The following is a 25,304-nucleotide window of genomic DNA, read 5'->3' as shown; positions in this document are numbered from 1 at the left end:
GCCGCAGACTCGGCGTGAAACAATTTGCTCGTACCGGCGGCCAGCGACGTTGGCCGCATCCGACGTTCCGATGGAGGCGGCCAACTCGATCGTGTCGATCTCCGATTACAGCAGTGCCGCGTTGCCCGGTCGCGCGGATGAATGCCACACACTGCTGGATGTGCTGGTCTCGCTGCGGTCGGGGCGCAGCGAGGTGCTGGTGCTGCTCGGTGAGGCCGGTATCGGCAAGACGGCGTTGCTACACCACCTACGGGACTCTGCCCGGGACTGCATTGTGTTGAGCGCGGTCGGTGTGGAATCCGACATGGAGTTGGCGTTCGCCGGGCTCCAGCAGATGTGCACACCGGTGATGGAGTTCCGATCGGGCCTGCCGCACCCTCAGCGGAAAGCGTTGGAGCAGGCTTTCGGTCTCAGCGACACCGGCACACCGCCGGACCGTTTCCTGGTGGGGCTGGCTATCCTCGGACTCCTGGCCGCAGCGGCACAGGACCGACCGGTGCTCTGCCTGGTCGACGATGTGCAATGGCTAGATCAGGTGTCCACGCAGACGTTGTCCTTCGTCGCGCGTCGACTGCATGCCGAGTCGGTTGGGTTGGTATTCGCGCTACGCACGCCCATCGACGGCACTGCGGATCTGCCCACTCTGAAAGTCGGAGGACTCGACGACGCCGATGCTCGCAGGCTGCTGGACTCGACGTTCCCGGCGCGTCTGGATGCGGCAATGCGTGATCGGATCGTCGCCGAATCGCGAGGAAACCCGCTGGCGCTGTTGGAGAGCCCCAAGAGCATTGATGCCTTCGACTCCACCGTCGGCGCGCAGCGCACCCGGATGCGTTCGCCCAGCCTCGGAGTCGAGCAGCACTACCGACGCTTGATCGTGAACCTGCCCGCCGAGACGCGGACATTCCTCCTGGTCGCTGCCGCCGAGCCGGTAGGAGACCCAGCACTACTGCTGCGTGCGCTGGCGCATCTGGATCTCAAACCGACGAGCATGACACCCGCCCAAGACGCTGGTCTCATCGAGTTCGACACCCGGGTGCAGTTTCATCACCCGCTGGCACGATCTGCGGCCTATGGGGTGGCGACCGTGGAGCAACGGCGCACCGCCCATGGCGCGCTGGCTGCGGTAACCGACCCTGCCATCGACCCCGATCGGCGGGCCTGGCATCGCGCGCTCGCTACCGATTCCGGGGATGAGCAGGTCGCCGTTGAACTGGTCGTGTCTGCAGAGCGGGCCCGCCAGCGCGGTGGAACTGCCGCTGCGGCGGCGTTTCTGACACGCGCCGTCGAGCTGACTCCGGATCCTTCCGTCCGCAGTGAGCGGGCACTGGCCGCCGCCGAGGCACACCGCGAACTGGCCTCCTTCGCCGCCGCCCACCGCCTCCTGGCGACGGCAGAGCGCGGCCCGCTAAACGGCTTTCAGCGGGCACGGCTGGCCCAGCTGCATACCCGGCTGTCCTTCGCCTCAGCTCGCGCAGACGGCAACCCCGCGGCCCTTGCCGAGGCCGTCACGCAATTCATTGCAGTAGCACAGCAATTGGCACCACACGACAGAACCCTCGCCGCCGAGGCCCACCTGGAGGCGCTGAGCACCGCGATGTACGTCGGGCGCAGCGCAGAGGGCTTGACGACCGAGGTCGCCACGGCGTCCTGGGAGGCACTCAATGAGCTGACACCGCGCGGCCCGCTGGAGCTGGTCACCCACGCGTTGGCCCAACGATTGGCCGTCGGTGCTGTGGAAGCGATGCCCGCCATGCGCCGCGCCATGGATGCGCTCAAGGAGTCGACCCACGCAAAGGCGGACGAATCGGGATGGTTTTGGCGGGCGTTTCCCATCGTCCACGAATCATTGATCCACGAAACATGGGACGACGGCTGGAGCGAAATCTCCTCGCACGCCATGCAGCTGGCGACCGACGCCGGTGCGCTAGCGCTGATGCCAGCGGCGTTGCTGTCCCGTGCCGGAGCACACTTCGAAATGGGTGAACTAGCCACGGCCAGTGCACTTGTCGCCGAAGCCAACGACTTGTCGATCGCCATCGGCTACGCGCCGTTGAAGTATCACCGGATGATCGTGACGGCGTGGAAGGGCGACGAACCCGAGGTGGCACGACTGGCTGCGGCGGCGATCGCGTCCGGACAGGCACGGGGCGAGGGGCGGTTCATCGGGCTGGCCCACTACGCCACCGCAGTGGTGAACAACGGACTGGCCCGCTACCTGCAGGCTCTGGCTGCAGCGCGCAGCGCCTTCGAGTACGACGACCTGGGGTTCCATCCTGAGTTACTGACCGAGATCATCGAGGCCGCCGTGCGCACCGATGACCGACTGCTTGCCGAGCAGGCTTTCGAATCCCTGCGGGAGCGGACACGGGCGGCCGGCACACCCCGCGCACTGGGCTCGCTGGCGCGATCGCAGGCATTGCTGTGCAAAGGGGAGCAGGCGAAATCGCTGTACGAAGAGGCGATCCGGCACTTCGAAGCAACCTCGCATGCGGTGGCTCTGGCCCGTGCCCGCCTGCTGTACGGGGAGTGGTTGCGCCGCAACGGTCCTGCGACCGCTGCGCGGGAACCGCTGCGGATCGCCCATGAGCAGTTCGTCCAGTTCGGTTCAGTGGCCTTCGCAGAGCGGGCCCGCCGGGAGTTGCAGGCCGCCGGGCAGAAGGCCCGCAAACAGCCCACCGCCACCGGGGACCAGCTGAGTCCACAGGAACAGCAGATCGCGGAACTGGCTAAGCAAGGCCTGACCAACCAGGAGATCGCCGGCCAATTGTTCATCAGCGCCCATACAGTGGAATGGCATCTGCGAAAGGTGTTCACCAAGTTGGGGATTCGCTCGCGACGCTCACTACGGCAGAAGCTCGGCTAGCGGATCCGTGACGCGGGATCCTGCAACGACAAGCTCCCTGTCGGAGTGCGTGTCGCCACGTGCGCGGGACTCCGCCATTAGAGCCGCCATGGCCATCGCCGCTGCGCCAATCGATGGCTGACCTGACAGGTCAGCGGGGCCCTGGCGCCATGTTGTCGCCGATCAGACGAGGCCTCGGTCGATCAGGGATTGGGCGGTATCGCGGACGGTTTCGGCCACGGGGCGCGGTGTCCAGCCGAGGATGGACATTGCCTTGGCGTTGCTGATCTGCGGCCGCTTGCCTAGCTGCGTGAGCGCGTCGCGCAGCGCTGGCACCGTCTCGGCGAGTTGGCGCACTTCCTGCTCGCTGTATTGGTCGGTAGTGACCTGCGAGGCTGCTTCGCCCAGGCTGTCCCGCAGGATGGTGGCGATGGAGAGGAAGCTTTGCGGCGGACCATCGGCGACGAGCAGGATCCGTTCACCGGAGGCGTCATCGTTGGTCACCGCCTGGAGGTGGGCGGTTGCGACGTCGCGCACGTCGACGACGCCGAAGTACTGAGGCACGACCCGTGTGAGTTCACCGGTGAGCATGGACTGGATGAACTTCACCGAGGTCGACAGGTGTGTTCCGATGGTGGGCCCGAAAATGCCCACCGGCACCAATGTGGTGAGCTGCAAACCGCCTCCCTCCTGGGCGATGAAGTCCCACGCGGCGCGTTCGGCGATCGCCTTGGAGCGGATGTAGGCGGTGTTGTCGTCGTCGGGGTCGGTCCAGTCTTGCTCGGACCATTGGTCGCTGGTTTTCGGGGAGTAGCCGACTGCCGCGAACGATGAGGTGAGAACCACTTTGGCGCAGCCAGCGTCGCGGGCGTGCCGCAATACACGCAACGTTCCTTGGTGGGCCGGGATGATGATGTCGTCGTCGTTCTGTGGAGCGTCCGTCGGAAACGGTGAGGCGATGTGCACCACGTAATGCGCGCCGGCTACGGCTGCAGGCCAGCCTTCGTCAGCAGTGAGATCGGCGACAGCGAAGTCCACGCTGTGCGGATCAAGTCCTTGCGATGCAACGGTGTCCAGGACCTCCTGCGCGCGTCCCTCGCTGCGGATTGCGGCACGCACGGCATAGCCGCTGCGGAGTAGCTGATTGACAACATGGCTGCCCACGTAGCCGGCCGCGCCGGTCACAAGAATTATCGGTTGGTCGGCATGCGAGATCACCACTGCACTCTCACACCGCCGTGCCCGCTCAGGCACCCTGGAGAATCCGTAGTCTCGGACAATCCGCACCGCAGTCGATGGTCCGGCACCACGAGGCGGCGCAGCGTCGACAGGTCGCCGAAGGCGATGAGGGAACACAGCTGATCCGCTGGTCGGCTGGCCAGCTGACCTTCCCCGGGTGGCTGCGCAGTGCCGATCATTCCGCCCGATAACCCGCTAGTACTGCGTGTGGCGGGCCGGACCACGGACTTTCCAGGGTCCTTTCCTCTTCGCGGAAGACAAGGCTGAAACTCATGCCAGATCATGTGCTCGAACCTGCCGCACAAGCTTTCGCCGACGCCACCGCCAACCCACCGTTCCTCTATGAACTGGGCCCCGAGGGCGCCAGGAAAGTCCTCGACGACGTACAGGCCACACCCGTCGCCAAGCTCGACGTCGAGGAACGCTGGGTCACCGTGCCGTGCGACCACGGCGACGTCGCCGTGCGGATCGTCACCCCACCCCAGGCGAGTGGCCCGCTACCGGTGGTGCTCTACATCCACGGCGGCGGCTGGGTGCTGGGCAACGCCGCCACCCACGACCGCCTGGTGCGCGAGCTGGCCGTCGGCGCCCACGCCGCCGTCGCATTCGTCGAATACGACCGATCCCCGGAAGCCCACTACCCGGTGGCCATCGAGCAGGCCTACGCCACTGCACAGTGGATCACCCGCGCCGGCGCCGACGAGGGTTTGGACGCAACCCGCATGGCAGTGGCCGGCGATTCCGTCGGTGGAGACATGACCGCCGCAGTGGCGATCATGGCCAAGCAGCGCGGCGACGTCACCTTCATCCACCAGTCGATGTACTACCCGGTCACCGACGCCGCGCAAAACACCGACAGCTACACCGAATTCGCCAACGGCCCCTTCCTGACCGCCAAGGCGATGGCCTGGTTCTGGGACTGCTAACTGCCCGAGGTGGCCCTGCGGTCGGAGATCACCGCGTCACCGCTGAGGGCCAGCGTCGAAGAACTCCAGGGGCTGCCGCCGGCACTGGTGATCGTCGACGAAAACGATGTGCTGCGCGACGAGGGCGAGGCCTATGCCCGCAAGCTCACCGCCGCCGGGGTACCCACCACCAGTCTGCGGGTCAACGGCATCATCCACGACTTCATGATACTCAACCCCGTCCGAGACACCGACGCCGCCACCGCGGCGATCGAGTTCGCGATTCACACTTTGCGAAAGGTTTTCGCACGGTGAAGCTTACGATCCTTCGGCACTAACGGACACATCGGCCCCAAAGTTGTCGCCCTCTTGAGCGCCGCCGGGCAAGCGCTTGTTGGCGATGCGCAGCGCCGGTGCTGACAGGTGCGATCCGCCGGTGCGCCATCTCAGTTCCGGCCCGGAAAAGGCCGACCCGCAAGCCAATGACCATCAGCAAGCATGAAGGAAGGTAATACCCAATGGCCGTAACAGCTTTCACCGTAACCATCCCCTCCGACCGCATCGACGGCTTCCGTGAACTCCTCGCCGAAGTGAAGAAGGACGTCTCCGGACTGGCTGAGCGAGCACGAGCGGTGGGCTACTACCGAGAGCGGATGTTATTGCAGCCGCGTCCAGACGGTGACGCGCAACTGATCGTGTTCCTGGAGTTCGACGACGCGATCAGCGCCCAGGAGTTGATCGGCGCGGTGGTGGCGTACGAAAGCGAGTTCACCAAATGGTGGAATCCGCGATACTACGAATTTATCGGGTCCCCGCCGCTGATCGCAGAAACAGTATTCTCCTGGGACGACGACGCACGCTGAAACGTGGTGTGTCAGCGCAAATTCCGTCTGCCTACACACCGCACCGGCAGCGCATCGAGCGTCGATGGGGATCGCAACTCTTACGGCGCGGACGCTGTGATGATTCCGAGGACAACAGCCGATCCGCAGGCCAAGAACTCGGTGCCCTCCACCGCGACGTCGCGCATCTGAGTTCTGGTGGGGCGTTCGGGCCCGAGCAAGGCGGTCACCGCGCGGGCCAGGACGCTCGACGAGTCTGGCGAGGTTGCCTCGCCCGATGTCTCGTTCCCGAGCACGAGAAAGCCGCGATAGAGGGCCATGAGTGCGTAGGCCTGCTCGTCGAGCAGCCAGTCTGTGCGCGCTAGAGCATTCTTGCGCCACGCGGGCAGCATGGTGTTCATCAGCGCATCGGGGCCGAGCGCATCCACCAGGGCCGCCGAACGGGGGTCGCCGGCGACCGTTCCCAGCAGTCCGTCGTCGTTGCGCAGTATCGCTCTGACGAACGGTCGGTGGGCCGCTCTGCGCATCAGGCTTGGAAAGAGCTGCGAGGGCCGGGCCAGATCCGGGTCTGCCCGCAGGTCGGTGGTGAACTGTTCGGCCAGGTCGAGGAAATCTCGGCCGATCAGCCCCAGGAGAAGATCGGACTTACTGGTCCAGTACAGGTACACCGTCCCTTTGCCCACCCCCGCCTTTTCCGCCACGGCAGCCACGGTGACCGCCTTGCTGCCGCGGGCCTGCAACAGCTCGCCGGCGGCGGCCAGGATGCGCGCTGCTGTCGCAGACTGCCGTTCGGGGAGTTCAGCCATCACGTCTCCCTTCATACCCTGGCTGCGGGCAGCGGACGGGAGGACCGTAGACGTTGCAACGCCTTGGCGGTGATGTCGGTGGTTCGCGCCTCCACCGCACCTTCGAGCGCCTTGCTCAGGAGCCGCCGACCCAGGGCGAAGCGCGTGACCACCGACATGGCGCGGCGCACCTGGATCTGCCGCAGAGCATCAGGGACGAAGAATGCGCGCTGCTTGAGGCCCACCGCTTGGTACTCCTCGATGTAGGGGCGCAAGCCTTGCTCCCATTCGCTCAGGGCTGTGGACACATCCCCAGGGTGGCGTTCGAGCAACTCGCCGAGAAGGTCCGCGCCGATGAGACCGGCCGACACACCCATGCCCGCGTACAAGGTGACAGACCAGGCGGAATCGCCGAGCAGCAGCACCCGTCCCTGGTGCCACGTGTTCAGGTGAACTTGTTCGGCGGAATCGAACAGCACGTGTTCGGCGTGATCGAGTGCATCGAGGACATCGCTGAGCGTGGCGCCCAGCGGCTGGTCGGCGAAGACCTCCCGAATGCGGTCCGCCGCATGGTAGGTGAACTCGGCATCCACGTCGTCGGTCCGGTAGGAGATCATGATCGTCGGATCGTGGTCGGCGAACGCGAACACCCACATCGCCCGGTCGGGTTCGACCAGCTGTACGCTCACGCCCGGTTCGAGACCTGCTGGCGTGCCCGGGAATTCGAAGGCGGCCACCATATAGCCCAGGCGATGCAGGTACTGCTCATGTGGGCCGAAGACCAGAGACCGCACGGTCGAGCGCAAGCCGTCGGCCCCGACCACGAGGTCGAACCGCTCGGTCACCGATTGCCCAGTGGCCGAGTTCACTAAGGTGACGTCCACCCCGTCGTCGTCCTGCACGATCGAGGTGGGCACCGTGGAGTAGCGCACCTCGACATCCGCGGGAAGGGCCGCGAAGGTGGCTTGTTCGACGTCGCCCCGCAGCATCAGCCACGGCCGGCCCGGTAGATCTTTCATGGAGAAGGTCCGGAACTTGCGGCCGCTGCGGTCGACGAGATAACTGAGTGAGTATGGATTGCGGTCGTGCAGGTGGCTGAGGATCCCCAGTCGGTTGGCGGCGATCAATCCGGCTTCGAACAGTCCGACGAAATAGCCGCCGCGGCGCCGCTCGGCGGAGCGTTCGACGATGACCGGTGTCCAGCCGGCCGCGTGCAGACGAGTCGCCGTGGCGATGCCGCTGACGCCCATTCCTACCACCAGAACCCGCCCTGCGTCGGCTGCCCGACCTTGCTGTAATGCCTCGTTGTTGTTCATGCTGACCAAAACGGAAACCGGGTCAGCTTCATTCCCCAGTTTAGAGGGTCATTGCCGAAGCCGTGATGACCACTTGGGACTATGCAGTCAGTGCGAGTGGTTGCAGGGAACAGCACCCCCGGTGCGGGAAGGCAACGAAAGGAACGTTGATGAATTTCAAACGGCTGTGCCGTGACGGATCTGTCACCCAGGCTGACTTGGCAGTAGCCTTCGACAGGCTGAGTCCGGTGAGTATCGACATGTTGATTGGGACCTGGAAGGTCGACCCCAGTTACGGCGATAGCCCCGGCGGCGAGATGCTCATCGAAAGCGGCTGGTGGGGAGCCCGCTTCGTCGATGCCGAAACTGTTCACCCGCTGCTCTACCCGAGACCCGACGGGAACGGGGTATTCGCCGCCGACCTTCAATCGGTGCTCGCAGTGCTCAGCACGGGCGAACGAGACATCTCAGCGAGGAGAAACGAGGTAGAGACCTCGACGCCGATCGGGAGACTCCGCATGGTCGAGTATCGCGACGTCCTCACGGCCACGTTGGTCTACGACCAGGTGCCGGTGCTCGACTATCTCCGCGCCATCGACAGCGACACCATCGTCGCCGCAGTGGAGCACCGCGGCCTTATAAATCAACCCGACTACGCGCTGCTGCGGCGCTGCCCCGAACCAGGATGATCGACGGATTCTTCAGGATTGCATAACGCCCATCACCATGCTTGTGAAAACCGTCGCCTTCGGTCACCTGGCACAGGGTCGATTCACTCAGCATGCCGGTGCCCTCGCGGAGAACCGGGTCGAATTCATCTGTCGTTGAACTGAATCGGCTCGACGAATAGTCAGACCGACGCACTGGACTACGGACCGACGTCAGCAGGAGTTTCGTCGGCCAGCCGGTCGCGCATCGTGGAGTCGAAGCATGCGCTGACATTGGCGAGATATGACGAAGCCCGCCGCAGTCCAACTTCATCCGGCATCAAGCGGTGGCCTGGCTCTCGTCACGCGACTAAACGATGGCCTTTGGGCTAGTTGGGCGTGCCACGGCTGGCGGGTAGTCAATCCACCTCACCTCGGCAGTGGACATGAAAGTGAGAATTCCCGGGGTGGACATCGCGTGAGAATGCCGCAGTTCTTGCAGTTCAGGGCGTTGCGTGTGGACATGAAGTTTGAGAAGCCACAGGACTCGTTCGACCGACCATAGCCGGTGCGGCGACGGACCCGAGTGTCCGCCGGTGGGAGGCGGTTTCGTTGAAGATACCGGCGTCGCGTCCCTAGCCTCGACCCGAGACCCCATCACGACGAGGCACGGAGGCAGCATGAGTGAGCGCACGACGTTGGCGGGTAAGACGGTCCTGGTGATCGGTGGCACGAAGTATCTCGGGCTGCGCATCGCAGCCGAGTTGGACGGCATCGGTGCGCACGTCGTGATCTCGGGACGCGACGGCGACCGGGCACACGCCGCCGCCGCGACGCTGTCGAACGCCCGCGGACTCCGGCTGGACGTCACCGACGAGAACGACATCAATTCGGCCGCAGCCGATCTCGAGACCGTCGACCACGTCGTCGTCACGGCGGCCGCCCCCCACAACGTGCCGGTCGGCGAGCTCGACCGCGCCGCCGTGACGCGCGCCTTCGACGCGAAGGTCATCGGCCCGCTCCTGGTGGCCAAGCACTTCGCGCCACGGATCACTCCCGGCGGATCGTTGCTGCTGTTCTCCGGCGTCGCAGCGTGGACGCCGTCGCCCGGATACGCCATCATGGGCGTCACCAACGGTGCCGTCGGGTTCACCGTGAGCCACCTGGCGCGGGAACTCGCACCGGTGCGGGTCAACGCCATCGCGCCGGGCATCGTCGACTCCGGCAAGTACGACGCCATGGCCGCCGGGGACAGGCAGGCCTTCTTCGACGCGTCCGCCGCCAGGACCCTCGCCGGACGGATCGGCACTGCCGACGACGTCGTCGACGCCGTGATGTGGTTGCTCGCTGCAGGTTTCGTCTCCGGCGAGACCATCCACGTCGACGGCGGGGCCCGTCACGTCTGAGGATGAGGGGTCGGCTGGTCCGGTGTCAGGCGGGCTCGACGCGGAACACCGGGCAGACTCCGGCGACTGCCGCTAGCGAGTCCGGCGTGACGTCGGGTACGACACCCGCGTCCCGCATGATCGCGACACCGTCGGGAGTGACGTCCGGCCACGCGCGCAGGATCGGTTCTGCCGCAGCGCGGTCGAGTTCGACGAGACGGATGCGCTCCTCCGTGCCGGCGACGGAGAGTTCCGCGGTCTCGGCCGCCCGGACGTTGCGGACCCAGTCCGCGCCGGGGAAGCCGCCGACGATGAATCGCTCGCCGTCGCGCTCGTACAGCGTCACGGGCGTACGCCGTGGCGTCCCGCTCCGCCGGCCGACGACGGTGAGCACTGCCGACGGGGATTCGGGGTCCGCCATCACCTGCGCGTTGACGTCCTTGAGCCATTCCGGCGGGCGAATGGAGAATCTGGGGTCGGTCACGGGCGCTCCTCGGTCGGCGGTTCCGGTCAATGCCTACGTCGGCGACAACTCCCTGGAGTACAGCGAAGTTCCGGACGCGTCCCGCAGATCGACCGTCAGCGTCCTCGAATCCGCGTCGATGGCGACCTCGCCGAAGTGCTGGAAGCCCTGCGCGGGTGAGGTGTCCTTCTCCTGCGGCGCGTGGACGAATTCGTAGCGGGCGCCGAAGGTGCCGTCGAGCGGGCTCTGCGGAAAGGCGCCGGCATTCAGCGGCCCGGACACGAATTCCCAGAACGGGGTGAAGTCCGCGAACGCAGCCCGGTCGGGGTGGTAGGAGATCGCGGCGGTGTAGTGCACGTCCGCCGTGAGGTAGACGACGTTGCGAACGTCCGTCGTACTGGCCAGGATCCGGGAGAAGGCGATCTCGCGGCCGAGTGGGCGTCCGCCGTCACCCTGCGCGACCGCCTCCATGGACGCCGGACCGTCGGCGGGGTCGGTCGCCGCGTCCGGTACGACGATGCTGATCGGCAGGTCGTTGGCGACCACCTTCCACACCGCCGTCGACGCCGTCAGGCCGTCGATGAGCCATTGCGTCTGTTCGCGCCCCAGCACCCCGGCGTCGTCGGACTCCGCCCACGCCTGCGTGTTCGGGTTCTTGTAGGAACGCATGTCCAGGACGAAGACGTCGAGCAGCGGGCCGTAGGAGATCTTGCGATGCAGTCGTCCGTCGACGGCCTCGGAGGGGTCGACGGGCTGCCATTCGCGCCACGCCTGGTACGCGTGACCCGCGAGGGCGTCCACGTCGGTCCGGGTGTAGCCCTTCCGGTTCTGTCCGGCGAGCGATTCACCGGGAAACCAGTTGTTGACCACCTCGTGGTCGTCCCACTGGACGAGTTGGGGAACCGAGGCGTTGAACCGTCGATAGTGGTCGTCGCTCAGGTTGTAGGCGTAGTTTCCGCGGAAGTCCCCGAGCGTCTGTGCCACGCGGTCCTTGGCGGACGCCGTCACACTGGCGTAAGTGCCGCCGTCGTTCTGCACCTGCGTCGCGGGTACCGGACCGTCGGCGTAGATGGCGTCGCCGGAGTGGACGAAGAAGTCCGGTCGGCGGTCGGCCATGGCCCCGAAGATCGCCATGCCGCCCCGCCGGTTGATTCCCCAGCCCTGGCCCACGACGTCGCCGGACCAGAGGAACCTGACGTCCCGCGGTACTGCCGGGACGGTGCGGAAGACGCCGACCGCCGGTTCCGACGTCGCGCCGTCGTCGCCCTCGAGGGTCACGCGGTAGTGCACGGTCTGGCCAGGCTCCAGGCCGGTGAGGCGTACCCGACCGGTCCCGTCCGAGTCCGGGGTCAGCCACGGCCCCTGGGTGCGCTCGACGGACGTGAAGGACTCGGTGGCCGAGGTCTCGACGATCATGCGCGCGCCGACGTCGGAGCGGGCCCAGACGAGTGCGCCATCGCCGCGAGGGTCGCCGCTGGCGATGCCGTGGGTGAGGCGGGGACGGTCGACGATCAGGCCGGGGCCGGCGCCGCCACACGCCTGCAGGGCCGCCGCCGCGGGGACGAGGAGCGCGCCGGCCAGCGAGGCCCGCAGCACGGTCCGGCGGGGGACGATCGCTCGTCCGTCGGTCGTGGGCATGGGTGCCAGCATCCGGTGGCCAGGCGACGCCGCGGTGAACGCGCGACGGAGCGGAGACCGCCACCGGGTATCGCGAACACCAACGGATCGGGCACCCGCCCGCTCACCGCTCGGTCGTCACGCCGAGCGTCCGCGCCCTAGACTCGCCACCGGGCGACTGATGACTCGAGATGGAGTGTCGACATGGCCACGATCCCCACCGATCGAGTCCTGCTCGGAACCTGGCCGACGCCAATGGAATCCGCACCCCGACTGGCCGCGGCGATCGGTCTGGGTGCGGCTGATCTGTGGCTCAAGCGCGACGACCTGACCGGCCTGGCCGGCGGCGGGAACAAGATCCGGAAACTGGAGTGGACCGTGGCGGCCGCGGTGGCGGACGACGCCGACACCCTGATCACGACGGGTGCGCCCCAATCGAATCACGCCCGCCTCACCGCGGCCGCAGCCACTCGACTCGGGCTGGACGCGGTGCTGGTCTTCCCAGGGGAGCCGCCGCCGGACGCGTCGGGAAACCTCCTGCTCGATGCCATCCTCGGGGCCACCGTCGTCTGGGCGGGCGACGAGCCGGTCGATGAGGCCGCGGCCGCCACCGCCACCGCCGAACGTCTACGCGGCGAGGGCAGGCGCCCGGCGATCATCCCGTTCGGCGGGTCCGACGGCGTCGGCGCCCACGGCTACCGGCTGGCCGGGCAGGAGATCGCCGAGCAGGCCGCCGACGTCCGCCACGTCGTCTGTGCGGTGGGGTCGGGTGGCACCATGGCCGGCCTGGTGGCGGCGCTCGGCGCGACCCGAGTCCTGGGGGTGCACACCGGCGCGGTGCCGGATCCCCGCGCGCAGGTGGGCGGTCTCCTGGCCGACATGGGTGAGCAGATGCCGGCCACCGAGTTGCGGATCCGGGACGACCAGGTCGGGTCCGGCTACGGCTCGCTCGCGCCGCAGGCCACGAGTGCGCTCCGTCTGGCCGCACGGACGGAGGGCCTGGTGCTCGATCCGACCTACACGGCGCGTGCCATGGCAGGTCTGATCGCCGAGATCCGCGACGGATCCATCGCGCCAGGGGAGACGGTCGTCTTCCTGGCCAGCGGCGGTCTACCGGGCCTGTTCGGCCATCCCGCCGCAGCGGAGCTGGCCACCGCGGCGGCGGACGCGGGCTCCTGAACCGACTCCTTCTACGATGGGTCCGATCACGAGCGGACTGAGGAGATCGACTGTGCCCGATGAGCTGGCGGAGGTACTCGGCGAGCAACCACCCGCCGCGGTCGGTGCGTTGCCGCCGGAGGTCCGGAGCCGACTGGCCGGGCAGATCGAGGCCGCCCGGCGGCGCCAGGCCGAGGCGATGGAGACCGGGGTCAAGGCCGCGCTCAAGGGTGTCCCGCTGCCGCTGCGCAGCGTGGTCCGCAAGGCGCTGCTCGGATGACCGCGACGCGCGCTCGACCGGCAGTGGAGGCGATCGCCCGGCAGTTGGGCGTCGACGCCGCCGACGTCCACGGACTCGACGACGTACCCGATGACGAGCTGGCCGCCCTGCAGGCTCAGATCCATGGCCGGCTGATGGCCGACAAGCGTCACCGCTTCGCGCGGGTGGCGGCGCTGGCCCGCACGATGCCCGGTCCGCTCGCAGGGCGGCTGGGGGAGAAGTTCCTCCCGCCGAAGGGGGCGGCACTGGTCGCCGAACTGCTCGAGCCCGACAAGGCACGCGACCTCGTCGACCGCGTGTCGGTGACCTACCTCGGCGACCTGGCCATCGCCCTGGATCCGGTCCGCGCCCAGGACGTCGTGCGCGCCATCCCGCCCGCACGCGTGGCCGACGTCGCCCGAGAACTGTTCCGCCGCAAGGCGTACGAGGCGATGGCGCGATTCGCCGACTCCGTGGAGGCCGACGCCCTGCTGGCGACGCTCGGGGTGGCGAGCCCGCACGACCTCTTGGCCGTGGTGCCGCTGCTCACCTGGAACGACACCCTGGACCAGGTGATCGGTCAACTGCCCGACGAGCAGGTACGCCAGATCGCCGAGGAACTCGACGCCGCAGAACTCGCGGAACTGGCGCTGGCGCTGGACCCGCACCGGTTCGGGCCGATCGTGGCGTCCGTCCCGGTCGGCACCGTCGCCGACATCGCAGGCGCGCTGCTCGACGGCGGTGAATGCGCGGCGATGGCGGGCTTCGCGGGCGTGATCACCCCGGAGATGCTCAGCGCCGCAGTGGCTCAGGCATCCGACGGCCACCTCGCCGCACTGACGGCGGAGATCGCCGACGGAGCGATGTGGGCCGAACTCGACCACTTCGCTCGAGGCCTCGACGACGCGGGCCTGGGCCGGCTCGTCGACGCCCTCGCGGCGCTGCCCGCCGAATCGTTCGAACGCCTACGGAGCGCAGTCGAGTCAGGCTCTCCCGCAGTGGAACTGGTGCGCAGCGCGGAGCAGCGCCGGACGGGCTGAACCGGTCACGCCGACAGTGGCGCCTGGGCGGCTGTCCTGGCCACGGCGTCGGTGATGGTCGGCAGGGACACGGCGAGGCCGGCCACGTCGAGGACTCCGAACGACCCGAAGTTCTCGTAGTTGGCGGTCGACGCGACCACCTGCAGGGTCAGCGTCTGGCCCGCGCTCAACGTGTGCGCCACCTGCTCGAGCGGGATCGTGACGGTGTGGCTCTGTCCGTCGAGGGTCACCGGAATGGGCGTCACCTGGTTGCCGAGTACCGCGCCGGTCGCGTCGTCGACGAGCTGGGCGAAGACGTGCCTGCTCGTTCCGGTACCCGAGTACGTCAGGGTCAGCTGGGGTGCGCCCACGACGTAGGTGGTCTGCGTCGCCGCCGGGATGGTGAGGTTGTAGGCGTTGATCGCCTTCGTGCCTCCGATGGGGAGGACGAACAGCAGGGGACCGGAGCCGCCGACGAGTGGGATCAGCGGCAGGGTGCCCGGTGCGCTGCTCGATGCCACGATCGAGGCGGCGGGCGTGGCCGGGTAGGTGGTCGACGAGAAGAACTGGCCCCGTTGGTCGACCCACTCGAACTGCGGACCGGTCGACACGTCCTGCTGTCCCTTGACGTAGTGCGCCAGCCACGCCAGCGTCTGGGTGGTGATCACCTGGCCGTCGGTGGGATCGAACAGGTTGTTGGTGCACAGTCCGTGGCCACCGCAGAACCAGAGCACCTTGGTGGGGACGCCGTTGGCCATCAGCGCCAGGGCGTTCGCCTGCGCCTCCTGCAGGGAGAACAGCGTGTCGACGGTGCCCTGGATGAGCAGCGTCGGTGCCGTGATGTCGGCCAGCAGCGCACCGGGTCCGCGCTGCGACAGCAGGTCCTGCTGCTCCTGGGTCAGCGTCCCGGTGAGGTCGCCGTAGATGGCCGCCGGATAGATGGCGGGGTTGGGGCGGGCGTTGGTGAGCAACAGTGCCGCGGTGAGCAGGGTGCCCCACCCGCTCTTGAACGCCTGGCTCTTGTAGAGCGAGCTATTGAGGCTGTTCCACGCGATCGTCGGCACGATCGCGTCGACGCGGTGATCGATCGCCGCGGTGACGAATTGGATGCCGCCACCGTAGGATGCGCCGACCATCCCCATCCGCGGATCGCCGGGGGCGTCGAGCTGGACCTCGGGCAGGGTGGCCACCCAGCTGATGATCGCCGACGTGTCGCGGGCCTCGAAGTCCGCCGAGTCCAGTTCCAGCGTTCCACCCGAACGGTATTCACCGCGCGGATCCCACGTCACCACGTTGTAGCCGGCGGCGCGCAGGGCGCCCACCCCGACGGCCCCGAGGTTGTCGGTGAGGATGCCGTCGAGGATCGTGCCGTCGAGGTTCGTCGCCCCCGGCATGCCGAGGCCGGGACCCTGCAGGACCGTCGTCGCCCGCTGACCCGCCCGCAGCCCGCCCGCCGGCATGAAGTGGACGTAGATCTGGGTCCCGTCGAACGACGTCAGCATCACGTCCCGCGAGACGGGGTCGCCCGGCGCGCCCGGTCGCACCGGATACCCGACGAACGGGTGGATGACGTCACCGATGATCGGAATCTGGTGGATGGCCGCGACCACCGGCGTCACGAACACCGGCCCGATGATCGGGATGTACTGCAGGAACTCGAGCGGAGCGGTCTGGAGGACGACGACGGGCGGGCCGGGGATGGCGGGCGCGGCGAGCGCGGCGGCCGGCCTCGTCGCCGTCGTCCCGGGTGTCGTGGTGGTTTCGGGGGCCGTGGTCTCCTTGCGCGCGGCCGACGCCAGCGTCAACGCGGCCAGGGACTCCGTCGGCGCGGTCGGGCCGTCACCGGAGACGGGTTCGGCAACGGGGGTTTCGACGGCCGTCACGGTGTCGCGAGACGCGGTCGGGCCGTCGTCGACGGTCGCGGTCGCGGGCGATTCGCCCTGCGGCGCCGACGCTTTCGCCGTGGTGGGCGTGCCCTCGGGCTCCGTGCGGGTGCCCGTGGCGCCGGCGGGTCGGTCGAGCCGCGGCGTCGACGAGCGGTCAGCAGTCGAGTACGTGCCGGTGTGCGCCCCGCCGGTGGCGACGACGGTGCCGGGCGTCGTCGCGGGTGCCGTCGCGGTGGCGGACCCCGCGGATCCGGCGACCGACGCCGACGTGTCCGGCTGCACCCCGGACACCGCGTCCGTCGTCGGCGACTCCGACGACGGCTCCGACGACGATTCCGACGATGCTGCCGACGACGTCGTGCCGGTGGACGATGCGGAGGAGGAGGACGCACCCGACGACGAATCGGAACCCGAGGAGTTCGCGGGGTCGGCCACGGCGATTCCACAGCCGCCGTACAGGATTGCGGCCCCGATGCCCAGCGCGGCCGCCAGACTTCCGACCCGTCCGACGTGCAATCCCTCAGCCATGCCGCCCCACCCTCACCGATGCCGTCACTTCGGTGCGTCGCACCGCAGCGACCATAGCGTCGGCCGTGGACCCGCCGGCCGGCTTTCGGAGGATGAGCGGTCCTAGGGTCGCACCACCACCGCGGACAAGGGGTCTGACCGTCCCGCGACGATGTCGCGCCACACCGGCTCGGTCGCCGGCAAGCCGGTCACCGTCCGTATCCGCAGCCACCCCGCGGCCCACGCCACGAGATCCGAGCGCGCATCGTCGTACAGCGCTTGCACTGCGGGCCAACCCCGTTCGCAGGTCAGCTCGACCTCGCGGTCACCGGTGTTGAACATCGTCAGCGGAGACGTCCACGTAGGTCGTGCCGTCGGTGACTCAGAGGACGGACGTGGTGGGTTGCAGCACGGCCGTCGACACTGCCTCGGCGCGCAGGTGCTCGAACTCCTGGTAGTCCGGATCGTTGACCATGTCGACGAAGTTCTGCCGGCTGGGGTAGCTGACCATCGCCACCATGTCCCAGTCGCCGCCTGCGTCCGCGACGAGCGACGGGTGTCCCATGCCGCCGTACACGATGGTCACGCCGTACCGCTCGCTGACGCCGGTGCTGGTGAACTTCTCCATGTACTCCCTGTACTTGGCCTCCCCGCCGGGTGCGAACCTCAGCAGGTTCAGCATGACCACCGGTCCGTTCGGGTCGGTGGCGGCAAAACGCTCGAGGTCGGCTTCGTTCAGTACGGGCATCTCGGTCTCCTTGGTAGTTACTTGCTATACGACACGCAACCTACAGCGTGCCACCGACACGTACCCGGCGGGAGACAATGACCGACATGGACGACACCCGCCTGGCCCGGCGTACCCAGGCGGAACGCCGCGCCGACACCCGGCGCCGAGTGCTCGACGCAGCGACGGCCCTCGTCGCCGCGCACGGCTCGAGCGCGGTCTCACTCGCCGCCGTCGGTGCGGCCGCCGGGTACAGCCGCGGCATCGTCAACCACCACTTCGGCAGCAAGGCGGGTCTGCTGGAGGAACTCATCAAGCACACCCAGCAGTTCGACGTCCCGGCCGAGTCGCCGACGGGCCTGGGGTGTCTGACCGAGTTCGTCGCCGCGTACCTGGGCGGGATGCACGACCGGTCGCCACGATCGGAGGCGTTCCTGAAGATGTGGACCGAGTCGGCGAACCTGGAGCCGTCGCTCGCGTCGTTGTTCGCCGAACGGGACGCCGCGTTCCGCGACCACCTGGTGCACCAGATCCGGGCGGGCGTGGCCGACGGGTCCATCGATCCCGACGTCGATCCCGACCTCGCCGCCGTCGCGATCATCGGGCTGCTGCGCGGCACGGCGATGATGGCGTTCTCCACCGCTCGAGAAGTCTCCGCCGCCGACCTCGCCGGAGAGGTGGCCCGACGCGTCGAGCGGAGTCTCGCCGCGCGGTGAGCCTCCGACGTCAGCGGCGTCTCACTCGTCGAACGCCACGGAGCCGGCGACGGCGCGTTGGGCCTCCAGGGCCGCCAACCGCGTCGAAAGGGCCTCGTGGACATGCTCGTAACTGTCGGCACCCAGCGTGAGTCGGATCGGTGGTTCGGCCTGCCGAGTGGTCTCGTAGACGAGCGCGGCGATCTTCCGGGGGTCGCCCGTCATCGACGAGGCGTCGGCCTCGGTCAAGCTGCGCCGGACGTGCCCGACCGCCGTGTCCCGGTACGGCTCGGACTCCTCGGTGAACTGCATGCCCGTCAGGAAGCCGGTGCGGGTTCCGCCGGGTTCCACGATGGTGAGACGGATGCCGAAGTCCGCCACTTCGGCCGCGACGCTCTCCGTGAAACCCTCCAACCCCCACTTGCCGGCGTGGTAGGAGCTGTGGGTCGGCACGCTCGTCTGACCGCCCATGCTCGAGATTTGGATGATCCTGCCGCCGCCCTGCTCGCGCATCGGCGCGAGGAAGGCCCGCGTGACGAGCATCGGAGCGATCAACAGGACCTCGAGCTGGTCACGGATCTGCTCCGCGGTCATCTCCTCCGCGGCGCCGACGACCACGTACCCGGCATTGTTCACCACGACGTCCACCGGCCTGGCCGCGACGGTTCGGGCGATGACCTCCTCCACCCGTGCCGGCTGGCCGAGGTCGAGCACCTCGACGGCCAACCGGTCGCCGTACCCGTGCCGGAGGTCGTCGAGGACGTCGCTGCGACGGACGGTCGCCGTGACGTGATCGCCTTCTCTCAGCGCGTGTTCGACGATGTGCCTGCCGATCCCGCCCGACGCCCCGGTGACGAACCAGTGCCGGGCGCCCCTCTCGTGAACGTCACCCACGAGTACTCATCCACCAGGTATCCACGAGCCCATTGTCGCCGTCGCCGGGACGATCGGCCAGGGACCGCCCATCCCCCCATGACGAATGTCGCCGTGGGCAGCCCGCATCCGTGTGACCATCGACACCGGGCCGTAGGGATACCGTCAAGGACCATCGACGCCGGCCGCGCGATGCGCTGCAATCGAGTGATGACCTCGAGTTCAGTCGCCGGTTCGTTGATCGGGCTGCTTCCGGTGCTGGTGCTGTGCGGCCCGACCGCGACCGTGCTGCTGGTGTGCCGCTACCTCAATCGACGCGACGAGCGTCAGGCCGGCCGGGCGTCCTCAGCGACCGAGGTTGCGGGGGTCGCCCAGCTCCTCGGCGAACGCGTCGCCGACGTGACTGCGGCCGGTGCGTGGCCGGGCGTCGTCCAGTCCGGTCGCCGCTCGTAGGAACGGCCCGAAGAGGTGCCACCCCAGCTGCAGTGCCAGTGCGTCGGCCGTGGCCACGCGTGCGGTGTAGTCGTCGTCGTGCCGGCTGAGCGCTGACTCGACGAGCTTCTCCACGTTGGGGAATCGGTGTTGCAGGCGCCCGACGTCGAAGCCGTCGAGCAGCGATCGTGCGATCACCTTCCAGCTGCGCTCGGCACGCGCCTCGACCACGTCCCGCGGCGCGTCGGCGTCCCGGATGGTCGCGAGGTCCGCGGCGATGTAGTCGAGGACGGCCGCCACGACCGCCTCCTTGTTTCCGACGTGCCGAAAGATCAACCCCGCGTTGACACCTGAACGCTGAGCGATGTCGCGCAACGACGTGGCTGCCGGGCCCCTCTCGGCGAAGAGGTCTGCCGCGTGCGACAGCACCAGCGGCCGGATGCGGGCACTCGCGCCTCCGTCCCCGCTTGCTGTAGTCATTTGACTACGTTAGCTTGTAGTCGATCGACTACACGCGACGCGAGTGGTGGGTCGACCGCTCGACCCGCGATGCCCGGCGGGCGACGCCATCCCGATCGAGGAGAGAACATGTCAGAACCCGCGTTGGACGAACTCAGGTCCACGGATGCCGACCGCTGGTTGCGCGTCTACTACTCGATGCGCGGCGTGGTGTCGCTCATCTGGGTGGCGGCCGCGCTGACCGTGGGGACGATGTCGCTGCTCGTCGCCGGGGTGCTGCTGGTGATCTATCCGGCGTGGGACGCCGTCGCGAACGTGCTCGACGCCCGGCAGAACGGCGGGCTGCGCCGCAACCCCACCCAGGCGTTCAACACGGCGGTCAGCAGTCTGACCACGGTTGCGGTGGCCTTCGCGCTCGCCGCCGGCATGCACGAGGTGCTGGGTGTCTTCGGCGTGTGGGCGGCGCTGTCGGGCCTGCTGCAGTTGGCGACGGCAGTACGTCGATGGAGAACCGTTGGCGCGCAATGGCTGATGATCATCAGTGGCGCCCAGTCCGCGGCGGCGGGCGCCATGTTCCTGGTGGCGGCCAATGCGCCCGAGACGCCCAGCGTCGTCGACATAGCGCCCTACGCGGCATTCGGCGCCTTCTACTTCCTGGTCTCGGCGGTCTGGTTGGTCGTGTCGGCGCGACGCCGGTAAGCGGACGCGGAGGCATGCTCGTGGGCTACGTTCACCGCACGTTCGATGCCAAAGTCGACCGACCGTAGGGGAATGCCATGTCGCTGATCGCCCTCGAAGAGCACTTCGCATGGGATCCGGCAAGCTCCGGAAATCCCGTGGCCACCTGGCTGGCATCGAACGATTCGCTTGCCCATCAACGGTTGTACGACACGGGATCGATGCGCCTGGAGCAGATGGACGCGGCCGGGATCGACTTTCAGATCATGTCGCTGTTCGATCCGGGCGTGCAGGAGCTGACGGACGGTGGGCTCGCCGTCGATCTCGCGCGACGCGCGAACGACGAACTAGCCGAGACCGTCCGGGCACAACCCGCGCGCTTCGGTGGCTTCGCGACGCTGGCGACACAGGACCCCACGGCTGCGGCCGACGAACTGGAGCGTGCCGTCTCAGACCTCGGCCTGGTCGGCGCGTTGATCAACGGGCACTGCCAGGGCAGGTACCTCGACGATCCCGCCTATGAGTCGCTGTTCGAACGCGCTGAGGCACTCGGCGCGCCGATCTACCTTCATCCCACGACGCCCCATCCCGCGGTGATGGAGGCCTGGTTCAGACCGTACGTCGAGCAGGGCCTGCACCTCGCGTCGTGGGGCTTCGCCGCCGAGGCGGGAACACACGTGCTGCGTCTCATCTATTCCGGACTGTTCGACAAGTATCCCAAACTGCAGATGATCATCGGCCACCTCGGTGAGATGCTGCCCTTCGCGGCCTACCGGATCGACCGCTACTACGGGCTCGGTGGCACGGGTGAGAACCGCTTGCGTCGACCGCCCTCTGCGTACCTTCTCGACAACTTCCACGTGACGACGAGCGGCAACTTCTGCCCGCCGGCCTTCGCGTGCACCCTCGACGTGATGGGCGTCGATCGGGTGATGTTCTCGGTGGACTACCCCATGGACGACAACCAGGACGGTGCCGCCTTCCTGTCGTCGTTTCCGATGGACGACGACGATCGCCGAAAGGTGTCATGCGAAAACGCGATCCGGCTGTTTGGCGAGCGACTACCGGACCACCTGGGCGCGTGATGCTAGCTCAGAGCGCGAAGACCTGGCCGTCGCGGGCGACGGTGATCCTGCCGGAGTAGTTCCTGCCGATGGCGGCCTGCCATTCGGAATCGGGGAGGTCGTTGGGGGAGTAGTGGCTGACGACGACGTGTGCGACGTTGGCGGCCGCGGCGACCTCGCCGACCTGCTCCGCCGAGGTGTGCGACTTCACCAGGTATCCGGGTGGAAATCTGTTGCCGTAGTAGGCGTCGTCGAGGCTGAACTGCGCCTCGTGGACCAGTACGTCGCAATCGCGGGCCAGGGCGATCACGTTGTCGGACTTCGTGGTGTCGCCCGAGAACGTCACCGACCGACCGGATCTCTTCAGGTCGAAGCGGAAGGCGAAGGCCGGATACACGTCGTAGTGGGAGACGAGCGTCGCGGTGACGGTCACGTTGTCGTCGGACATCACGGGAAAGGGCGCCATCGCCGGTGAGCGGTTCAGGTAGTCCGAACCCGGTGGCACCGCGATTTCCACGACGTCGGCCAGGGTTCCGATGTCGTCGGTGCCCATGTCGCGGATGAAGATGTTGTTGGTGTACGCGAACGCCTGCTGCAGGGCCGCGGTGGTGGCGGCGAGGCCCGGCGTCGGATTCGTCGGATCGATGATGGCCGGATTGGCGTTGCCGACGCGACTCGGCGGCAGTCCGCCGGCGGGGCCGGGTCCGTACACGGTCACCGGGGCCTTGCCCTTCGCCGCCGTGTAGCCGCCGGAGAGGAAGAAGCTGAAGTAGTCGACGATGTGATCGGTGTGCAGGTGGGTGATGAACATGCTCTTCAGGTCGTCGAAGCGCAGGCCTGCGTTGGCAAATGCGTTGAGAGACCCGAGGCCACAATCGATCTGATAGACGTCGCCACCAATTTTTAGTGCCGACGAGATCCCGGTCATGTTCGGTACCGGTGGCGGTCCCGCCTGCACCCCGAGCGTGATGAGTGCGTCGGTCGGCAGCGCGGCCGGCGTCTCCGCCGACGCCGTCGGGGTTGCCGACGAACCGAGGACGGCACCGGCGGTCACGGCGGACACCGACGCCGCCAGCATGGTTCGCCTCGAGATCGCGTGGCCGCCGGTGCACTGGCACGTGCCCGGGGGCTGCATGCGGGTGAGCATAGGCCGGGCAGTGCCTCGCGGATCGGCGTTTGCGAAGTTGGGATCGGTAGCCGGACCGGGGCTGTGTTCTGTCCTCACACAACCAACGAGAAGGACACATGATGAGGTCGATCTTCACGCGGTCAACTGCCGCCGCACTGCTCGCGGGTGCCGCTGCACTGACGAGCCTGACGCTGACGCCGGCGACCGCACAGGCGGATCCGGACGCTCGGGCGACCGGACCCTTCACCTGGTGCCCCGGCCAGTACGAGGGCTTCGCCTCCGGTTCGGAACGGCCCAACTGGGACTGGAACGTCTGCCACACCTACTGGTGGAGCTACGGCGTTCCGGGCAACGTGGCGCCGAGTGTCTGGGAGGGCGCGCTGCCGCCCGCCGAGGTCCCACTGGTGAACCTGACGAGGCCGCCGGTCAACTGCGGACTGTTCTACTGCCAGGACCCCGGCGGTCGGTACGCGGTGGACCCGCGCCTCCCCGCCCCGTGAGCCGACCGGGTCACGGCAGCGGATACCGCAGTATCGCCGCCACCCCGTCGTCGGGCGTGATCCGCTCGTCGGTGCGCAGCAGGGCGGCCTTGATCGTGACGGCCGCGAACGGCAACGCCTCGTCGGCGCGCAGGGTCTGCGTCGGGGCGGCGCCCAACTCGGACAGCACGTTCGGGTTGGGTGCGACCGTCGACAGATCGTGGTCGGCGATGACGGTGGCGTCACCGAGGTCTCCGATGATCAACGTCTCCACTGCCCCGGCGCGCAACGCGGCGCACACGCCGTCCAGTCCCTGGGTGGCCAGACCGGAGCCCTGGCCGATCGCCTTCGAGAAGCTCTGCGCCGCGGCGTCCATCTCCGTCACCCGCCGTCGGAGTAGTTCCTGATCGATGACGTGCCGAACCTCGCCGTCGTCGACGCCGCTGTTGCGGGCGCCGACGTCGAGTTCGACCACGAGGTCGAGCACGCGCTGCTCCAGGGTGGGCATCAGATCGGCGCGTGACTGCACCTCGCCGACCACGAACACGACGTCCGGTGACTCGGAGTCCACGAGGTGCGCCAGCCGGTCCGCCACGGCGCGCAGGTTCTTGCGGCCGGCCTCCATGGTGCGTCGCTGCGGATCGCCGTAGCCGGGTGTCTCGGCGCTGTCGGCCTTGTGAATCGGGTGCCCACCGCCGTCGACGCTCTCCGAGCGCACGCGCCCGTCGTGGTGCAGGGTGACGTCGCCGCCCGCGTGGTCGACGGTCGCCACGACGTAGGTGGCGTGCGGCGACGCGTAGGTCACCAGCGGTATGAGGTAGGGCAGCGTCGAGACCCGCGTCTCGGGTGTCTCCAGCGGCCGGATCAGGTGCTCGTTCACCAGGATGCCGTCCGCTCCGGCGACCACGCCCCGGCCGCTGCGGCCGACCGGCGGCCTCGATTCCAGAATGGCGCGCTGCAGTGCGTCGATCATCTCCTCGGACGCCTCCTGGCGCTCGAGGTCCTCGCGGATGGCCCGCCACTTCAACTCCCGCTGAGCAGCGGCGTCCTCGGTGTCGTGAGAGTCATCCCAGTAGACCGACGCGTACGGGCCCTTCGACTCCAGCAGCGACGTCAAGCGTTCGGCGTGCATAGATCCTCCGTCCTGATCCGTCCGGTACGGGCTCTGGGGTGCCCAGGCATCGAGCGGACAAACGCGACGGCCTACAGGTGTGCCATGCGCTCCGAGGCGGGCTTGCTCAGCGCGGCGTGCACGGCGACAGTCATGTCGTCGGCCAGCACTTCGTCGGCGCCGGATTCGACGCCGTCGAGGATGCGACGGACGATCTCGGCGGGATCCGACTTGGGGACGTCGGGAAATGTCTTGCCCATGTCGGTGTCGACGAGTCCGACGTAGACGCCCACCACCTGGACGCCGCGCGAGCCGAGTTCGAGCCGCATGGCGTCGGTCGCGTTCCACAGCGCGGCCTTGGTGACGCCGTAGCTGCCGCCGACGGGCAGCCATGCCAGTACCGACGCCACGTTGACGATGGCGCCGGAGTGCTCGGCGATCCGATCGGCGAAGGTCGAGGCCAGCGCCAGCGGCCCGAACAGGTTGGTCTCGAGTTCTTCTCGCAGCCCCGTGGTGTCCGCGGCCAGCACCGAGCTGCCGCGCACGATGCCTGCGTTGTTGATCAGCACGGTGACGTCGGAGGCCATCCGGCCCGCGTCCGCCACCGAGGCGGCATCGGTCACGTCCAGCCGCAGCGGCACGATCCGGGGATCGGCGACGTCGATCTGGGAGGTGTCGCGCGCCGCGGCGTAGACCTTGGCCACTCCGCGTTCGAGGAGCTGCGTCACGTAGTGGCGGCCCATTCCACGGTTGGCGCCGGTGACGAGAACGGTCTGATCATGCAGTGAGGTCATGTCTGCTCCTT

The 25,304-nt window shown here is 68.0% G+C and carries 23 protein-coding genes and 1 pseudogene; 12 read left to right on the top strand and 12 right to left on the bottom strand.

From position 1 onward, the window contains the following. The first annotated feature begins 70 nt into the window (after nucleotides 1-70). Nucleotides 71-2,866: a helix-turn-helix transcriptional regulator gene (locus tag AC1MEY_RS23030; RefSeq protein WP_480227691.1), complete on the top strand. Its 2,796-nt coding sequence runs from the start codon at nucleotides 71-73 to the stop codon at nucleotides 2,864-2,866. A 162-nt stretch (nucleotides 2,867-3,028) separates the two neighbouring features. Here AC1MEY_RS23030 and AC1MEY_RS23025 read toward each other — a convergent pair whose 3' ends face one another. Continuing rightward, on the bottom strand, nucleotides 3,029-4,063 hold the full coding sequence (locus AC1MEY_RS23025) for an NAD-dependent epimerase/dehydratase family protein (RefSeq protein ID WP_480227690.1): 1,035 nt from the start codon (nucleotides 4,061-4,063) through the stop codon (nucleotides 3,029-3,031). Between the two features lie 293 nt (nucleotides 4,064-4,356). Here AC1MEY_RS23025 and AC1MEY_RS23020 point away from each other — a divergent pair. Together AC1MEY_RS23020 and AC1MEY_RS23015 are read left to right on the top strand one after the other, a co-directional pair. After that, nucleotides 4,357-5,304 (top strand): annotated as a pseudogene (locus AC1MEY_RS23020) (alpha/beta hydrolase). 203 nt (nucleotides 5,305-5,507) lie between these two features. Then, nucleotides 5,508-5,852, top strand: coding sequence for a hypothetical protein (locus AC1MEY_RS23015; RefSeq protein ID WP_480227689.1), 345 nt, complete (start codon nucleotides 5,508-5,510; stop codon nucleotides 5,850-5,852). A gap of 80 nt (nucleotides 5,853-5,932) precedes the next feature. Here AC1MEY_RS23015 and AC1MEY_RS23010 read toward each other — a convergent pair whose 3' ends face one another. Both AC1MEY_RS23010 and AC1MEY_RS23005 read right to left on the bottom strand, forming a co-directional pair. Beyond that, nucleotides 5,933-6,637 (bottom strand): TetR/AcrR family transcriptional regulator, encoded by a 705-nt coding sequence (locus AC1MEY_RS23010; RefSeq protein WP_480227688.1) that lies wholly within the window; start codon nucleotides 6,635-6,637, stop codon nucleotides 5,933-5,935. 11 nt (nucleotides 6,638-6,648) lie between these two features. Beyond that, nucleotides 6,649-7,932, bottom strand: a complete 1,284-nt coding sequence (locus AC1MEY_RS23005; RefSeq protein WP_480227687.1) for an FAD-dependent monooxygenase — start codon at nucleotides 7,930-7,932, stop codon at nucleotides 6,649-6,651. Between the two features lie 227 nt (nucleotides 7,933-8,159). On the opposite strand from AC1MEY_RS23005, the gene AC1MEY_RS23000 reads away from it, so the two are divergent. Beyond that, nucleotides 8,160-8,600, top strand: a complete 441-nt coding sequence (locus AC1MEY_RS23000; protein ID WP_480227686.1) for a DUF4334 domain-containing protein — start codon at nucleotides 8,160-8,162, stop codon at nucleotides 8,598-8,600. Nucleotides 8,601-9,238: 638 nt separating this feature from the next. Then, nucleotides 9,239-9,964 carry an SDR family oxidoreductase gene (locus AC1MEY_RS22995; RefSeq protein WP_480227685.1) on the top strand — a complete coding sequence of 242 codons (726 nt, stop codon included), beginning with the start codon at nucleotides 9,239-9,241 and terminating at the stop codon, nucleotides 9,962-9,964. 25 nt (nucleotides 9,965-9,989) lie between these two features. On the opposite strand, the gene AC1MEY_RS22990 is transcribed toward AC1MEY_RS22995, so the two are convergent. Together AC1MEY_RS22990 and AC1MEY_RS22985 are read right to left on the bottom strand one after the other, a co-directional pair. Further along, nucleotides 9,990-10,364 (bottom strand): nitroreductase family deazaflavin-dependent oxidoreductase, encoded by a 375-nt coding sequence (locus tag AC1MEY_RS22990; RefSeq protein WP_480231630.1) that lies wholly within the window; start codon nucleotides 10,362-10,364, stop codon nucleotides 9,990-9,992. 96 nt (nucleotides 10,365-10,460) lie between these two features. Next, nucleotides 10,461-12,044, bottom strand: a complete 1,584-nt coding sequence (locus tag AC1MEY_RS22985; protein WP_480227684.1) for an alkaline phosphatase D family protein — start codon at nucleotides 12,042-12,044, stop codon at nucleotides 10,461-10,463. A 183-nt stretch (nucleotides 12,045-12,227) separates the two neighbouring features. Between AC1MEY_RS22985 and AC1MEY_RS22980 the strand changes: the two genes are divergently transcribed. Genes AC1MEY_RS22980 through AC1MEY_RS22970 form a run of 3 tightly spaced genes read left to right on the top strand, consistent with a single transcriptional unit; the run spans nucleotide 12,228 to nucleotide 14,480 of the window. After that, the gene (locus tag AC1MEY_RS22980) at nucleotides 12,228-13,202 is read left to right on the top strand and encodes a pyridoxal-phosphate dependent enzyme (protein WP_480227683.1); all 975 of its coding nucleotides are present in this window, start codon (nucleotides 12,228-12,230) and stop codon (nucleotides 13,200-13,202) included. Between the two features lie 52 nt (nucleotides 13,203-13,254). Further along, nucleotides 13,255-13,461, top strand: a complete 207-nt coding sequence (locus tag AC1MEY_RS22975; protein WP_480227682.1) for a hypothetical protein — start codon at nucleotides 13,255-13,257, stop codon at nucleotides 13,459-13,461. Next, on the top strand, nucleotides 13,458-14,480 hold the full coding sequence (locus AC1MEY_RS22970) for a hypothetical protein (RefSeq protein WP_480227681.1): 1,023 nt from the start codon (nucleotides 13,458-13,460) through the stop codon (nucleotides 14,478-14,480). The genes AC1MEY_RS22975 and AC1MEY_RS22970 overlap by 4 nt, the downstream gene beginning before the upstream one ends. A 5-nt stretch (nucleotides 14,481-14,485) precedes the next feature. Here AC1MEY_RS22970 and AC1MEY_RS22965 read toward each other — a convergent pair whose 3' ends face one another. Beyond that, nucleotides 14,486-16,873, bottom strand: a complete 2,388-nt coding sequence (locus AC1MEY_RS22965) for an alpha/beta hydrolase family protein (RefSeq protein ID WP_480227680.1) — start codon at nucleotides 16,871-16,873, stop codon at nucleotides 14,486-14,488. Nucleotides 16,874-17,234: 361 nt separating this feature from the next. Next, nucleotides 17,235-17,600: a DUF1330 domain-containing protein gene (locus AC1MEY_RS22960; RefSeq protein ID WP_480227679.1), complete on the bottom strand. Its 366-nt coding sequence runs from the start codon at nucleotides 17,598-17,600 to the stop codon at nucleotides 17,235-17,237. Nucleotides 17,601-17,686: 86 nt separating this feature from the next. Here AC1MEY_RS22960 and AC1MEY_RS22955 point away from each other — a divergent pair, with 86 nt between their 5' ends. Further along, the gene (locus tag AC1MEY_RS22955) at nucleotides 17,687-18,295 is read left to right on the top strand and encodes a TetR/AcrR family transcriptional regulator (protein ID WP_480227678.1); all 609 of its coding nucleotides are present in this window, start codon (nucleotides 17,687-17,689) and stop codon (nucleotides 18,293-18,295) included. Nucleotides 18,296-18,316: 21 nt separating this feature from the next. Here AC1MEY_RS22955 and AC1MEY_RS22950 read toward each other — a convergent pair whose 3' ends face one another. Together AC1MEY_RS22950 and AC1MEY_RS22945 are read right to left on the bottom strand one after the other, a co-directional pair. Then, nucleotides 18,317-19,168 (bottom strand): SDR family oxidoreductase, encoded by an 852-nt coding sequence (locus AC1MEY_RS22950; protein WP_480227677.1) that lies wholly within the window; start codon nucleotides 19,166-19,168, stop codon nucleotides 18,317-18,319. Nucleotides 19,169-19,492: 324 nt separating this feature from the next. Further along, nucleotides 19,493-20,059, bottom strand: coding sequence for a TetR/AcrR family transcriptional regulator (locus tag AC1MEY_RS22945; RefSeq protein WP_480227676.1), 567 nt, complete (start codon nucleotides 20,057-20,059; stop codon nucleotides 19,493-19,495). Nucleotides 20,060-20,167: 108 nt separating this feature from the next. Here AC1MEY_RS22945 and AC1MEY_RS22940 point away from each other — a divergent pair, with 108 nt between their 5' ends. Both AC1MEY_RS22940 and AC1MEY_RS22935 read left to right on the top strand, forming a co-directional pair. Continuing rightward, a complete protein-coding gene (locus tag AC1MEY_RS22940; protein ID WP_480227675.1) occupies nucleotides 20,168-20,737 on the top strand; it encodes a DUF308 domain-containing protein in 570 nt (189 codons plus the stop codon). 77 nt (nucleotides 20,738-20,814) lie between these two features. Beyond that, nucleotides 20,815-21,801, top strand: coding sequence for an amidohydrolase family protein (locus AC1MEY_RS22935; RefSeq protein ID WP_480227674.1), 987 nt, complete (start codon nucleotides 20,815-20,817; stop codon nucleotides 21,799-21,801). A 7-nt stretch (nucleotides 21,802-21,808) separates the two neighbouring features. On the opposite strand, the gene AC1MEY_RS22930 is transcribed toward AC1MEY_RS22935, so the two are convergent. Continuing rightward, nucleotides 21,809-22,768 carry an MBL fold metallo-hydrolase gene (locus AC1MEY_RS22930; RefSeq protein ID WP_480231629.1) on the bottom strand — a complete coding sequence of 320 codons (960 nt, stop codon included), beginning with the start codon at nucleotides 22,766-22,768 and terminating at the stop codon, nucleotides 21,809-21,811. 257 nt (nucleotides 22,769-23,025) lie between these two features. Between AC1MEY_RS22930 and AC1MEY_RS22925 the strand changes: the two genes are divergently transcribed. Then, entirely contained in the window at nucleotides 23,026-23,409 is a 384-nt protein-coding gene (locus AC1MEY_RS22925) for a hypothetical protein (RefSeq protein ID WP_480227673.1), read from the top strand. A 10-nt stretch (nucleotides 23,410-23,419) separates the two neighbouring features. Here the strand turns inward: AC1MEY_RS22925 and AC1MEY_RS22920 are convergent, their stop codons facing one another. Both AC1MEY_RS22920 and AC1MEY_RS22915 read right to left on the bottom strand, forming a co-directional pair. Beyond that, the gene (locus tag AC1MEY_RS22920; protein WP_480227672.1) at nucleotides 23,420-24,520 is read right to left on the bottom strand and encodes an Rv2629 family ribosome hibernation factor; all 1,101 of its coding nucleotides are present in this window, start codon (nucleotides 24,518-24,520) and stop codon (nucleotides 23,420-23,422) included. Nucleotides 24,521-24,591: 71 nt separating this feature from the next. Then, entirely contained in the window at nucleotides 24,592-25,293 is a 702-nt protein-coding gene (locus tag AC1MEY_RS22915) for an SDR family oxidoreductase (RefSeq protein WP_480227671.1), read from the bottom strand. Between the last annotated feature and the right edge of the window lie 11 nt (nucleotides 25,294-25,304).

This window comes from Mycobacterium sp. PTI7 (genome assembly GCF_056679845.1).
Note: the sequence above shows the minus strand (reverse complement) of the source record. Positions and strands in the feature narration are given on the sequence as shown.

What these genes read in the sequence shown, in the direction of transcription:
- AC1MEY_RS22920 (WP_480227672.1), bottom strand. Translation starts at nt 24,520, where the DNA reads ATGCACGCCGAACGCTTGACGTCGCTGCTGGAGTCGAAGGGCCCGTAC.
- AC1MEY_RS23005 (WP_480227687.1), bottom strand. Translation starts at nt 7,932, where the DNA reads ATGAACAACAACGAGGCATTACAGCAAGGTCGGGCAGCCGACGCAGGG.
- AC1MEY_RS22995 (WP_480227685.1), top strand. Translation starts at nt 9,239, where the DNA reads ATGAGTGAGCGCACGACGTTGGCGGGTAAGACGGTCCTGGTGATCGGT.
- AC1MEY_RS22970 (WP_480227681.1), top strand. Translation starts at nt 13,458, where the DNA reads ATGACCGCGACGCGCGCTCGACCGGCAGTGGAGGCGATCGCCCGGCAG.
- AC1MEY_RS23010 (WP_480227688.1), bottom strand. Translation starts at nt 6,637, where the DNA reads ATGGCTGAACTCCCCGAACGGCAGTCTGCGACAGCAGCGCGCATCCTG.
- AC1MEY_RS22940 (WP_480227675.1), top strand. Translation starts at nt 20,168, where the DNA reads ATGTCAGAACCCGCGTTGGACGAACTCAGGTCCACGGATGCCGACCGC.
- AC1MEY_RS22985 (WP_480227684.1), bottom strand. Translation starts at nt 12,044, where the DNA reads ATGCCCACGACCGACGGACGAGCGATCGTCCCCCGCCGGACCGTGCTG.
- AC1MEY_RS22980 (WP_480227683.1), top strand. Translation starts at nt 12,228, where the DNA reads ATGGCCACGATCCCCACCGATCGAGTCCTGCTCGGAACCTGGCCGACG.
- AC1MEY_RS22960 (WP_480227679.1), bottom strand. Translation starts at nt 17,600, where the DNA reads ATGCCCGTACTGAACGAAGCCGACCTCGAGCGTTTTGCCGCCACCGAC.
- AC1MEY_RS22935 (WP_480227674.1), top strand. Translation starts at nt 20,815, where the DNA reads ATGTCGCTGATCGCCCTCGAAGAGCACTTCGCATGGGATCCGGCAAGC.
- AC1MEY_RS22925 (WP_480227673.1), top strand. Translation starts at nt 23,026, where the DNA reads ATGATGAGGTCGATCTTCACGCGGTCAACTGCCGCCGCACTGCTCGCG.
- AC1MEY_RS22945 (WP_480227676.1), bottom strand. Translation starts at nt 20,059, where the DNA reads ATGACTACAGCAAGCGGGGACGGAGGCGCGAGTGCCCGCATCCGGCCG.
- AC1MEY_RS22955 (WP_480227678.1), top strand. Translation starts at nt 17,687, where the DNA reads ATGGACGACACCCGCCTGGCCCGGCGTACCCAGGCGGAACGCCGCGCC.
- AC1MEY_RS22965 (WP_480227680.1), bottom strand. Translation starts at nt 16,873, where the DNA reads ATGGCTGAGGGATTGCACGTCGGACGGGTCGGAAGTCTGGCGGCCGCG.
- AC1MEY_RS23030 (WP_480227691.1), top strand. Translation starts at nt 71, where the DNA reads ATGGAGGCGGCCAACTCGATCGTGTCGATCTCCGATTACAGCAGTGCC.
- AC1MEY_RS22915 (WP_480227671.1), bottom strand. Translation starts at nt 25,293, where the DNA reads ATGACCTCACTGCATGATCAGACCGTTCTCGTCACCGGCGCCAACCGT.
- AC1MEY_RS23015 (WP_480227689.1), top strand. Translation starts at nt 5,508, where the DNA reads ATGGCCGTAACAGCTTTCACCGTAACCATCCCCTCCGACCGCATCGAC.
- AC1MEY_RS22990 (WP_480231630.1), bottom strand. Translation starts at nt 10,364, where the DNA reads ATGGCGGACCCCGAATCCCCGTCGGCAGTGCTCACCGTCGTCGGCCGG.